The organism is Planctomycetota bacterium, from assembly GCA_016872555.1.
GTDB lineage: Bacteria > Planctomycetota > Planctomycetia > Pirellulales > UBA1268 > F1-20-MAGs016.
Genome location: VGZO01000001.1, coordinates 199,344 through 211,450 on the forward strand (window position 1 = coordinate 199,344; position 12,107 = coordinate 211,450).

Annotated in this window: 9 protein-coding genes; 3 read left to right on the plus strand and 6 right to left on the minus strand. The window is 71.6% G+C overall.

Annotation, left to right across the window (positions count from 1 at the left end):
• Positions 1-3 precede the first annotated feature (3 nt).
• Positions 4-1,722: an AMP-binding protein gene (locus FJ309_00860; protein ID MBM3953167.1), complete on the plus strand. Its 1,719-nt coding sequence runs from the start codon at positions 4-6 to the stop codon at positions 1,720-1,722.
• A 6-nt stretch (positions 1,723-1,728) separates the two neighbouring features.
• Here the strand turns inward: FJ309_00860 and FJ309_00865 are convergent, their stop codons facing one another.
• The 3 genes from FJ309_00865 to FJ309_00875 all read right to left on the minus strand — a co-directional run bounded on the left by FJ309_00865 (position 1,729) and on the right by FJ309_00875 (position 5,422).
• The gene (locus FJ309_00865; protein MBM3953168.1) at positions 1,729-2,466 is read right to left on the minus strand and encodes an enoyl-CoA hydratase/isomerase family protein; all 738 of its coding nucleotides are present in this window, start codon (positions 2,464-2,466) and stop codon (positions 1,729-1,731) included.
• 73 nt (positions 2,467-2,539) lie between these two features.
• The gene (locus FJ309_00870; protein MBM3953169.1) at positions 2,540-4,585 is read right to left on the minus strand and encodes an acyl-CoA dehydrogenase family protein; all 2,046 of its coding nucleotides are present in this window, start codon (positions 4,583-4,585) and stop codon (positions 2,540-2,542) included.
• Positions 4,586-4,681: 96 nt separating this feature from the next.
• On the minus strand, positions 4,682-5,422 hold the full coding sequence (locus tag FJ309_00875; GenBank protein MBM3953170.1) for a 3-oxoacyl-ACP reductase FabG: 741 nt from the start codon (positions 5,420-5,422) through the stop codon (positions 4,682-4,684).
• 93 nt (positions 5,423-5,515) lie between these two features.
• Between FJ309_00875 and FJ309_00880 the strand changes: the two genes are divergently transcribed.
• Positions 5,516-6,742 carry a thiolase domain-containing protein gene (locus FJ309_00880; GenBank protein ID MBM3953171.1) on the plus strand — a complete coding sequence of 409 codons (1,227 nt, stop codon included), beginning with the start codon at positions 5,516-5,518 and terminating at the stop codon, positions 6,740-6,742.
• Positions 6,743-7,158: 416 nt separating this feature from the next.
• Here FJ309_00880 and FJ309_00885 read toward each other — a convergent pair whose 3' ends face one another.
• The 3 genes from FJ309_00885 to FJ309_00895 form a co-directional block, all read right to left on the minus strand.
• Positions 7,159-7,671, minus strand: coding sequence for a fasciclin domain-containing protein (locus tag FJ309_00885; protein ID MBM3953172.1), 513 nt, complete (start codon positions 7,669-7,671; stop codon positions 7,159-7,161).
• A 577-nt stretch (positions 7,672-8,248) separates the two neighbouring features.
• Positions 8,249-9,808, minus strand: coding sequence for a glutamate--tRNA ligase (gene gltX / locus FJ309_00890; protein ID MBM3953173.1), 1,560 nt, complete (start codon positions 9,806-9,808; stop codon positions 8,249-8,251).
• A 55-nt stretch (positions 9,809-9,863) separates the two neighbouring features.
• Positions 9,864-10,760 (minus strand): hypothetical protein, encoded by an 897-nt coding sequence (locus tag FJ309_00895; GenBank protein MBM3953174.1) that lies wholly within the window; start codon positions 10,758-10,760, stop codon positions 9,864-9,866.
• A gap of 436 nt (positions 10,761-11,196) precedes the next feature.
• Between FJ309_00895 and FJ309_00900 the strand changes: the two genes are divergently transcribed.
• Positions 11,197-11,802, plus strand: a complete 606-nt coding sequence (locus FJ309_00900) for a superoxide dismutase (protein ID MBM3953175.1) — start codon at positions 11,197-11,199, stop codon at positions 11,800-11,802.
• The last annotated feature ends 305 nt before the right edge of the window (positions 11,803-12,107 follow it).

Consider the following 12,107-nt stretch of genomic DNA (forward strand, 5'->3'; position numbering starts at 1 on the left):
CCCATGGCAGGAGTGCGCACGAACGACGGCGAAGCGTCGCTTTCCGGAGGTAACGCCCCGTGGGTCGACGGCCTGTCGATCGGCGCGGTGCTCCGGGCCACGGCAGCCTGCCATCCCGACGCCACGGCCGTCGTGTTCTGCGCGACCGGCTGGCGGCGGACGTGGCGCGAGTTCGACGCCGAAGTCGACTCCGTAGCCGCGGCGCTGCTCGCGGCGGGATTCCGCCGCGGCGACCATTTCGGCGTCTGGGCGACGAACGTCCCGGAATGGGTCCTGCTCCAATTCGCGACGGCCCGGATCGGCGTCGTGCTGGTGACGGTCAATCCGTCGTACCGTCCCGCCGAGTTGGCGTTCGCGATCGGCCAGGCCGACCTGGCGGGGCTGGCCGTGGTCGACCGCTTCAAGTCGACCGACTACCACGCCGCCGTCGCCGAGGTGGTCCCCGAACTGGCGGCCGCGACGCCCGGCAGGATCGAGTCGGCGACGTTCCCGCGGCTCCGGTCGGTGATCTCGCTGCGCGGCCCGACGCCGCCGGGGATGGTCGGTTGGGATGAGCTCGTCGCCGGCGGGCGGGCCGTCGCGCCGGAGGCGCTGTCCGCCGCCGAGGCGGCCGTCACGCCGGCCGACCCGATCAACATCCAGTTCACCTCCGGCACCACCGGCGTGCCCAAGGGGGCGACGCTCTCCCACCGCAACATCCTCCTCAACGCCTTCTATGCCGGCGTCGCCCAGCGTTTCTCGCCGGCCGACGCGCTGTGCATCCCCGTGCCGCTGTACCACTGCTTCGGCTGCGTGCTCGGCACGCTGTGCGGGATCGTCCACGGGGCGGCGATGGTGTTTCCGGCCGAGTCGTTCCAGCCCGAGGCCACGCTGGCGGCGCTCGAGGCGGAGCGCTGCACGGTGCTGTACGGCGTGCCGACGATGTTCATCGCGCTGCTCGAGCATCCCGACTATCCGCGCCGCGACCTCGGCTCGCTCCGCACCGGGATCATGGCCGGGAGCCCCTGCCCGATCGAGCTGATGCGGCGCGTGACCGGCGAGATGGGGGCGCGCGAGATGACGATCGGCTACGGACAGACCGAGGCGGCCCCGCTGATCACGCAGACGCACTGCGACGATCCGCTCGAGATCCGCGTCGGCACCGTCGGCCGGGCGCTTCCCGGCGTCGAGGTGAAGATCGTCGATCCGGCCACGGGCCAGGCGCTCGGCGACGGCCTGCCCGGTGAACTGTGCGCCCGCGGCCACGGCGTGATGCTCGGGTATTACAAGATGCCGGAGATGACCGCCAAGGCGATCGACGCCGACGGCTGGCTCCACACCGGCGATATCGCGCTCCGCGAGCCCGGCGGGACGTTCCGGATCACCGGCCGGATCAAGGACCTGGTGATCCGCGGCGGCGAAAACATCTTCCCGCGCGAGATCGAGGAGGTCCTCCACGCCCATCCCGCCGTTCGCGACGTCCAGGTGATCGGCGTCCCCGACCGGAAGTTCGGCGAGCAGGTGATGGCCTGGGTGGCGCTCCGCGACGGCCGCACGGCGACGGCCGACGAGCTGAAGGAGTTTTGCAAGGCGCGGCTCGCCTACTTCAAGGTGCCGCACTACTGGAAGTTCGTCGATATCTTCCCGACGACCGTCACGGGAAAGGTGCAGAAGTTCCGGATGCGCGAGATCGCGATCGACGAGCTCGGCCTCCAAGATGTCGCCCGGATCGAAACGGCCTGACGAAGGCTACCGCGACGGCGACCACGACGGCGGGCGCTTCTCGAGAAACGCGCGGAGCCCTTCGGTCGCCTCGTCGCTGCGCCGGCCGACGAGGTGCTCGGCGATCGCGGCGGCCGCGGCGGCGGCGTCGTCGCCCGGCCAGCCGAAGGCGTGGCGGATCAGCGCCTTGGTGCGGCGGATCGTGTCCGGGCCACCGGCGAGGATCGCGTCGGCCACCGCCAGTGCCTCGGGCTCGAGCCGCGCCGCCGGCACCACGCGCTGTACCAGGCCGATATCGCGGGCGCGGGGGGCGTCGATCGGCTCGCCGACGAGAAACAGCTCGGTCAGGTCGCCGCGGCGCACTTTCGTCCGCAGCACGTCGCAGACGAGCGCGGGAAGCAGCCCGCGCCGCGCCTCGGGGAAGCCGAGCTTGGCGTCGGAGGCGGCGATCACCAGGTCGCAGCCGCTGGCCAGGCCGACGCCGCCGGCGTAGGCGCCGCCGTGGACCGCGGCGATCGTCACCAGCTCGTCGCCGCCGAGCCGCTCGAGCGCCCGGGCAACCCCCTGCGCCGATCGCTCGACGAGCGTTTCGTCGGCCGCTTCGGCGAGGTCGAGCCCCGCGCAGAACACCGGCCCGGCGCCGCGGAGGATCACGACGCGCGTCGTGCCGTCGCCGGCCAGGCGGTCGAGCCCGGCGACGAGGGAATCGAGGAGGGCGATCGAGAGGGCGTTGCGCCGTTCGGGGCGGTCGAGGGTGGCGAACACCACCCCCGGCCGCGCGGCGTCGAAGCGGACCGGTTCGGCCAACGGACGACTCCGAAAACGATGGGAAGACGCGTCAGATGTAGCGGTCGACGTGGCGCGGGTCGAGCGGGATGGCGCTGACGGGGATGTCGGCGACGAGATCGCGGTGGAGGACCCCGCGGGGGTCGATCAGATCGCGGCCGATCTCGGCCCACGTCTCCTGGAGGCGGGCCGACGGCGCCTTGCCAGCGCAGGCCAATTCGGCCTCGAGGTCGAGGGCCATACCGACGAGCTCGTATTCGCGCTCGCCGCGGTCGAGCGCCACGGCGTAGACCAGCGCCGCCGTCGAGGCGCAGAGCTGGTCGAAGATCCCCCCCTCGTCGCCGAGCAGGAAGCTCTTCTCGATGAACGCCCGCTGGTGCCGGGCGATCACCCACAGCACGCGCCTCCCGAGCACGCGTTGGCGGCGGAACGCGTTGCGGATCCAGCGCTCGCGCGCCGGCGACAGCGCACCGATGCCGCCGAGATCGCCGGGCCGGGGATTGAACGACCCGAGGACCGTCTTCAGACAGAACCAGCCGAACGCCGCCTTGGCCCCGAGCGCCGAGCGCCCCTGCGCCTCGGCCAGGCCGATCGGCTCGAGGTACCGGGTGCGGATCTCGCGCGTCATCGCGTTGGGGGCGCCGACGTCGGCGAGGACCGGATTGGGCCCCTCGTAGACCGTGGCGATCGCCACTTCGTGGATGTTCTCGCCGATGTAGTTTTCGATCGGCACGCGGCCGGCGGGGATCGCCAGGCCATGGCGTTCCGCGGCGCGGCGCTCGTCGACATGGACGGAGCGTCCCCCTTGGATCTGGTAGGCGTGGATCGCCGTTTGGAGCAGCGACTTGGTCGCGTAGACCTTGGCGATCATCCCCATCGTCTCGTCACGGACGCCGTTGGCGGCAAGCCGGAAACAGACGTCGCCCAGGGCCCGGCTGGCGAGTGCTCCGGCCACCGCCCGGCCCATCCAGGTGCGGATCCGCGGCGATTCGCCGATCGGCCGGCCGAACGTGCTGCGGAAGCCGACCCAGCCAGCCCGCACGGTCGCCACGTCGGCCCCCTGCCCGCCGGTCGCCTCGGGATCGCGGATCAGCTGGGCGAGGAGCCGGAAGCTCTTGACGGCGCTGTTCACGCAGATCCCGCCGCGCCCCTTGGCCAGCGAGCTGAACGCCTGGGCGAGGCCGCGCCCCGGCGGCCCGAGGAGGTTGTCGATCGGCACCGGGCAGTCGGTGAGGCGGAACCGGGCGTTCCACAGGTAGTCGAACGCCATCAGCCGGTTGCGCACCATGCGGAACTGCGGCGTGTCGGCGGGAGGCACCTCGAACACGAGCATCGCCGAGTCGCGCCCCTTCGGCAGCCCCGCGCCGTCGAGCTTGAGGACGAGGATGCAGATCCCGCCGTAGACGACGTTGGTGATCGGCCACTTCACTCCCGACACGAGCCAGCGCTCGCCGTCGCGCCGGGCCGTGAGCGACAGCTTGCTGGGATCGGCGCCGACCCCCGGCTCGGTGAGGGCGAACGAGCCGAGCAGCTCGCCGCGCGCCATCCGCGGGAGGAACCGCTCCTTTTGCTCGTCGGTGCCGAAGTCGAGCAGCGGCGTGACCGGCCCGAGGAAGTTGTGGACCTCGAACATCACCGCCAGGTCGGGGTGGACGAGCGTCAGCGCCCGCAGCAGCGGCCCGAGATCGCCGAGCCGCGCCCCGGCGCCGCCGTAGCGCGTCGGGATCGCGAGCCCGAAGAAGCCGCGCTGTGCCAAGCCGGCGATCGTCGCGGGGGTGAACAGCATCCGCTCGTTGTCGAGCAGCCGGCCGTCGCGCTTCTGCGCGAGGGTGAACTCGAGGCACGCGGCCATCGTCGCCGCCACCGCCGGCTCGGGATTGAAGCGGCCGGCGGCAAACTCCACCGCCCGGGCACGCCCGAACAGCGATTCGAGCGTCGGGGCGGCGCCGGAAAACTGCCCTTCGGCGGCCTTGTCGGCGTCGTCGAGCGTGGCCAGGGAGGCGATCTCCTCGGCGCTGCGCCCCGCCTGGGCGAGGATCAGGGCCATCGCCTCGGCGGCGCTGTCGGCCGCGGGGTCGGTGCTGGCGGGGCGGAGCATGGCGCGTCCCTCCGGGAGGCGGGGGGGCCACCCTGCCACCCCCACAGCGAATGATAGCTGTCCGGGGGCGGTGCGGGGGAGCCGAGCCTGGCGGCGTCACATGGCGAACCCACCGTTGACGTGGATCACCTGCCCGGTCACGTAGCCGGAGCGGGGGGAGCAGAGGAACGTCACGGCGTTGACGACGTCGTCTACCGCCCCGAGCCGGCCGAGCGGGATCGAGGCGCGGAACTTCTCGGTCACGTCGGCGGGCATGTCGGCGAGGATCTCGGTGGCGATGAATCCGGGGGCGACGCAGTTGACCGTGGTCCCCTGGCGGGCGAACTCGCGCGCCGCGACTTTCGTCAGCGCCACGATCCCCGCCTTGCTGGCGGCGTAGTTGCCCTGGCCGAAAAACCCCTGGAAGCCGGCCACCGAGCCGATCGTCACGATCCGCCCGCCGGGGCGGAGGAGCGTGGTGGCGTGCTGGACGACGTTGAACGTGCCGCCGAGGTTGACGTCGATCACCTGGCGGAAGTCGTCGGCTGTCATCTTGCGGAGCGTCCGGTCGCGGAGGATGCCGGCATTGGCGACGACGATGTCGAGGCCGCCGACCGCCTCCACGATCGAGCGCATCATCGCGCCGACCGCGGCATGGTCGGCCACGTCGCACTCGCAGACAAGCGCGGCGCCGGTCTCGGCGGCGAGCGACTCGGCGTCGGCGCGGTTGCGCCCCTCGGGGTCGGCGACGTAGTTCACCACGCAGCGGATCCCGTCGGCCGCCAGGGCGCGGACGATCCCCGCCCCGATCCCGCGCGAGCTCCCCGTCACCAGCGCCACCCGTGTGTCGGCCGTCATCGCCCCCTCCGCGCGGTGCCCGAATCGTGTCGCCCACCCTCGCGGCCGGATCCTACACTGCGAGGGGTTTGCCAAGGAGGAGGAGGAGACGCGATGCGTGACGTGTACGTGGTCGGGGTGGCACGGACCGACTTCCAGCGCAACCTCCGCAAGGAGCGAAAGGCGCTGGCCGACGTGATCGTCGAGGCGGGGCGCGGGGCGCTGGCCGATGCCGGCGTGGCCGCCGCCGACGTCGGGGCGGGGCTCGTCGGCAACTTCGCCGCCGGCCTGTTCGCCGGCCAGCTCCACCTCGGCGCACTGCTCCTCGACATCGACCCGGCGCTGGTCGGCATCCCCACCGCCCATGTCGAGGCGGCCTGCGCGTCGGGCGGCTTGGCCGTGGCCACGGCGGCGCGGGGGATCGCCGCCGGCCTCCACGACGTGGTCCTCGTCGTCGGCGCCGAGCAGCAGAAGACGATGGCTCCCGCCGACGGCGCCGAGGTGCTGGCGACCGCGGCCGACAAGGCCGTCGAACGGCCGGAGTATGGCGACCACATGATGCCGCGGATGTTCGCCTCGATCGCCGACCGCTACGCCGCACGCCACGGCCTCGCTGACCGCACGCTGGCGCTGGTGGCGGCGAAGAACCACGCCCATGCCGCCCTCAACCCGCTCGCCCAGACGCGCGGCGGCGGAATGTCGCTCGAGCGCGCCCTGGCCGCCGACGACTCCAATCCGCGCTTCGCGCCACCGCTCAAGGTGTCGGACTGCTCGCAGATCAGCGACGGCGCCGCGGCGCTGGTCCTGGCGGCGGCGCCGCTGGCCGGCCGGCCGGCGATCCGCCTTCGCGGCCTCGGGCAGGCGACCGACAGGCTGCGCCTGGCAGACAAGGAGGTGCCGGAGTTTCCCGTCGCCCGCCGGGCGGCCGAGCAGGCCTTCCGGATGGCGGGGATCGGGCCGCGCGAGATCGACTGCGCCGAGGTCCACGACTGCTTTTCGATCACCGAGATCGTCACCTACGAGCTGCTCGGGTGGGCCGAGCCGGGTGGGGCGACGCGGTTGGTGGAGACGGGGGCGACGATGCTCCCGCAGGTGCGCCGCGAGCTGGTCGGGACGGCTGCGCCTCCGTGGTCGCTTCCGGTGAACACCGGCGGTGGGTTGATCGGCGACGGCCATCCCGTCGGAGCGACCGGGGTGAGGCAGGTGGCGGAGATCTTCGACCAGCTCGTCGGCCGGGCGGGAGCGCGGCAGGTCGAGGGAGCGCGGCGGGCGCTGTCGTTCAACCTCGGCGGGACGTTCACGACGAGCGTGGCGATGGTATGGGAGCGGGCGAGAGCGTGAGTCGCTGGGGCGGCGCCCTGTCTCAACTCGGGCTCCGCAGAGGCGACGCCCCTCGCGCCTGTGGACTGCGCGGTCACCTTGGGTCGGAGGAAGCCTCGGCTCCGGCTCTGCAGAGGGGGACGCCCCTCGCGCCTATGCCCTCGCATCGACCCGCAGCCAGTGGGTGACGGGCCGATGCGAGGGCGACGGCGGAGGGGCTTCGCGGGTCCCATGAATGGATTCAGGAAGCTGCGGTGCGGGCGCTTTCGCCACGTCGTTGCGGTGAGTGGTCCTTGCGGCGACTGGTGGTGGTGGCTCGGGCCTCAAAAACGAAAAGCCCCGCGGGCTTGGGCAACCCGCGGGGCTTCGATCTGTGCACTGACAACAGTCGCCGATGGCGATTATGAGTCAGCGCGGCTGAGTTACTCGTCGCCGCCTCACGGCAGGATGACGGTGTCGATGACGTGGATCACGCCGTTCTTGGCCTTGATGTCGGTCTTCACGACCTTGGCCTTCGACGACGGGGTGCTGATCGTCACACCACCCTCGGTCGCGATCCCGATCGTCTTGCCACCGGCCGTCTTGGCCTCCTTGAGCTTGACCACGTCAGCCGCCATCACCGAGCCGGGGACGACGTGCAGGAGCAGGATCTCCTTGAGCTTTTCCTTGTTCTCGGGCTTGAGGAGGTTTTCCACCGTGCCGGCGGGCAGCTTCTTGAACGCCTCGTCGGTCGGGGCGAAGACGGTGAACGGGCCAGGGCTCTTCAAGGTCTCGACCAGGCCGGCGGCACCCGCAGCTGCGGCCAGCGTCTTGAACGTCCCGGCGGCGACCGCCGTGTCGACGATGTCGGCCGTCTGGAGCAATGCCACCTGGCGAACCGGTTCGGCGGCGGTCGCCACGCCGAATGCCAACGCCACCGCCGTCAATCCGCTGCACACGCTCGTACGCATCATGCTTGTTCCCCGTTTCGGATGAACCGCCGAACCCACCCCGGAACAGCCGGGAATACAGTCAGCGTTTCTTACGCAACCGCAGCCAAGGGTGGGGTCGTAACAGCGAAAGGAAAAAAACTGGAATCCAGCAGGCCCATGCCCTGGTTGTCCGTGGAAAACGCCCTCTGAGCCCGGTTTTCACCGAGCCAACCGTAAGGCGACCGCGGGAAGCACCGAGGGTTTCCCAGGCGGCCCTCGGCCGTATCCGGCGGCCGGGCAGATTGTCCGCAGCCTTCAAACAGTTCCACACGCCCGGCCCACGCGCGGCGGTTACCGCGGGCAGCCCGACGCGCCGGCCGCGCGGCCCGACCCGGCCGACGCACGCCGCCCCAACCCCACGTCGCGCTACCCACGCCGCGCTACCCCGCGACGCCCAGCGCGCCACTCAGCGCCGCACCTCCCGCCGCACAACCCAGGGCCCCCCTTCACCATCCCATGGGCTGGCGATCCCCTCTGCAGAGCCCGAGCCGAGGCTAGGTCCCGCGTCGCGCACGAGCCCGGCTCGCCCATGAACCCGGCGTCGCGGCCAGCCCTCTCACCCCGCCAGCGGCAGCGCCCGGGCGATGCGCGCGAGGACCTTGTCGCGTTCGAGGATCGCGAGCGTCTCATACAGGCCCGGCCCGACCGAGCGGCCGGTGACCGCGACGCGGACGGCATGGATCAAGTCGCCGACCTTCAGCCCGCGCGACTCGACCACTTCCTTGAGCAGTCGCTCGAGCTCGTCCGGCTGAAACGCCCCTGCGGTGTCCAGCCGCTTGGCATAGGCCCGCAGCAGGTCGGCGACACCCGGCTTGGCGAGGCGCTGCTTGACCGCGGCGTCGTCGAACGGCGGCTCGTCGACGAGGAAAAAGTCGGCGTAGGCGAGGATGTCGCCGGCCACTTTCAGCCGGTCGCCCGAGGCCTCGATCACCTGGCGCACGATCGCGACCTGCTCCGGCGTCGCCGGGTCGCCAACCAGGCCGGCGCGCACCAGATACGGGAGCATCAGGGCCAGCTTGTCGTCGACCGACAGCTCGTGCATGTAATGGTCCTGCACGGCCCACAGCTTCTTCGGGTCGAAGCTGGCCGGCGAGGCGTTGATCCGCTCGAGCGAGAACGCCTCCACCAGTTCGGCACGCGAGAAGAACTCCCGCGAGTCGTCGTAGGACCAGCCGAGCAGCGCGAGATAGTTGTCGATCGCCCAGGGGAGGTAGCCGACCTCGCGGTAGAAATCGACGATCACCGGATTGAACGTGTCGGCCTCGGGGGCCAAGCCGATCCGTTCGGCGATCCGCGTGCCGTGCTCGGCAACCAGCTTGAAATCCTGGTTCTTGAGGTACTGGGCGAGCTTTCGCTTCGAGAGCTTCGTGCGGCTCCCCGGCTCGGCGACCAGCGGGAGATGGGCGTAGGCCGGCAGCGGGTAGCCGAGCGACTGGGCGATGAACGCCTGCCGCGGCGTGTTGGAGAGGTGTTCTTCAGCGCGGATCACGTGGGTGATCGCGAAATCCTGGTCGTCGACCACGCTGGCGAGGTGGTAGAGGCAGGAGCCGTCGGCGCGCTGGATGACGTGGTCCTGCTCGCGCTCCCAGGCGAATTCCACCCGGCCGCGGACCGCGTCGAGAATCACCAGCGCCCCCGTGCGCGGCATCTTCAGGCGGACGACGCCGCTGCGCCCCTCGGCCACGAACCGGGCCGCGGCGGCGTCGTCGGAGGCGGCGAAGCGCCGGCTGTAGAGAAACGGCTTGCCCGCCGCCTGGGCCGCCTTCCGCTCATCGTCGAGCTCCGCCGGCGTGGCGAAGTCGCGGTAGGCATGGCCGGAGGCGAGCAGACGCTCGACGGCCGCCTTGTGGTGGGCCGAGCGCTGCGACTGGAAATAGGGGGCATGGGGGCCGCCGACTCCCGGTCCCTCGTCCCAGTCGATCCCCAACCAGCGGAGCCCGTCGAGGATCGGGGCGAGGGCTTCATCGACGTTGCGTTCGGCGTCGGTGTCGTCGATGCGGAGGATGAACGCCCCGCCGTGCTTCCGTGAGAACAGCCAGTTGAACAGCGCCGTACGGACGCCGCCGATGTGGAGGTAGCCGGTCGGACTGGGCGCGAAGCGGGTGCGGACTGTCACGGGACTCTCGCCAGGGGGAGGAGATCGCGGCGACGCTGCCGACGCCGGCCCGCGGTCAGGCGGCCGCCGCCGCTTCCTCGGCCTCGCGGATCCGCGCCAGCTTGCGGAGCCGCTTGCGCTCCGACTTGCTCAGCCGGGCGTCGTCGGGATCGACGTCGGAGCCGTCAGTGTAGAGCGTCGGCTCGGTGACCGTCTCGGCCGTGGCCGCGGCGACGACGACCTCGGCGTCGGGCACCTGCCGGGGGCCCTCGGCGGGCCGCTTCGTCTCCGCTTTCGGCTTGGCTGCCCCGGCGGGCACGGGATGAACGCCGCGGATCTCGCGGATCACCCCCCGCGCCGTCACCAGCAGCCCGACGGCGATCGCCGCCGCTCCCCCGCACGTCGCCGCCGCCGCCACGAACGGGGCGTTCGCCATACCCGAGAGCGTGGCCCAGGCGGCGATCACCCAGCCGATCAGCCCGGTGGCGAACCATCCGGCGGGCACTGCCCGGTTCGACAGGGCCGACAGCGCCGGCACGAGCGCCGCGGGCAGCGCGATGCCGGCGACGAGGTACCACCACCCGCAGCCGTCCGGACCGAACCGGAGGCCGGTGAGATCGGTGCCGACGGCGGCCACGAGGCGGCCGACCGGGACGGTGGTCGCGATGCTGGCCGCGAAGAGAACCAGTGCCAGGGCCGTGAAGCCGCGCCCGGCCGGGGGCTGGCGGAAGCGGAGCATGCCCCGGACGACGAGGCTCGTGGCCGCCGCGACGAGCAGCAGCTGCTGCGTCAGCCAGGCCGCGAGCCCCGCGGCGGTCGTCGGGTCGAGGCACGTCGCCAACGCGGACGCCGAGCGGGCGAAGCGCCCCTCGGGCGCGCCGGCCAGCCGACCGATGACGGCCGGGGAGCCGGCGGCGATGACGGCCGCGGTGAGGAGGATCGTGCCACCGGCCAGGGCGATGAACCGCGCCACGCCGGTCGGAACCCAGACGGCGGGGGGCGTTTGCCGTTCCGGTGCGGCCGCCGCCCAATAGCGCGGCGCCGAGCGGGCGGGCCGGTGGGTGGAACGACCGAGGGGGAGCAACGAGCGACATTGCCCGGCCGAGGGCTGGCTGCCGGCGGAGGACATGGCTGACCGGAGAATCCATCCAGGTGGGGGCGGCAGTGCCCCGGGGACGACCGCGGCATCCGTGCCGACGGGAATCGCGCCCCGATGGTTTTTCGACCTCCCACCCCGCCAACCTGCACCCGCCGGCGGCCCACGATCCCAACGCGCACCGTCGGTAGGTTCGGCACCGTCCTCCCGGTCGCCACCGGCGCCGCCGATCGTCGGCGGTTGTTTGCCCCCCTCACGGCGAAAGGCTAGGATCCCACAACTTCCCGCACACCTTTCCAAGCGAGGTTCACCGATGGCCTACACGCTGCCTCCCCTGCCCTACGCCTTCGACGCCCTCGAGCCCTACATCGACGCGCGGACGATGGAGATCCACCACGACAAGCACCACGCGACGTACGTCACCAACGTCAACAAGGCGCTCGAGGGCAACGCGCTGGGCGACCTGCCGGTCGAGAAGCTGATCGCCGACCTCGAAAAGGTCCCCGAGGCGATCCGGACCGTCGTCCGCAACAACGGCGGCGGCCACGCCAACCACACGCTGTTCTGGGAGTCGCTCGCCAAGGGCAAGGGGGGCGAGCCGGGTGGCCAGCTCGGCGAGGCGATCCGCAGCGTGTTCGGGTCGTTCGACAACTTCAAGGCCGAGTTCACCAAGGCGGCCCTCGGCCGGTTCGGCAGCGGCTGGGCCTGGTTGTCGCGGGCCCCGGGCGGGAAGCTGGTGGTGGAGAGCACCGCAAACCAAGACAGCCCGATCATGCACGGCAACGTGCCTCTGCTCGGGATCGACGTCTGGGAGCACGCCTATTACCTGCTCTACCAGAACCGCCGCCCCGACTACGTCAACGCGTTCTACAACGTGATCGACTGGGACGCGGTCGGAAAGCGGTTTGCCGCCCGCTGACTTCACGTGGACAAAGCCCTCCCTGGCCTTTGTCCACTGTGGCGACCGCGGGAAACGCCGAGGGTTTCCCGGGTCGCCGTCGGCCGCATCCGGCGGCCGAACTGACTTCACGTGGACAAAGCCCTCCCTGGCCTTTGTCCACTGTGGCGACCGCGGGAAACGCCGAGGGTTTCCCGGGTCGCCGTCGGCCGCATCCGGCGGCCGAACTGACTTCACGTGGACAAAGCCCTCCCTGGCCTTTGTCCACTGTGGCGACCGCGGGAAACGCCGAGGGTTTCCCGGGTCGCCGTCGGCCGCATCCGGCG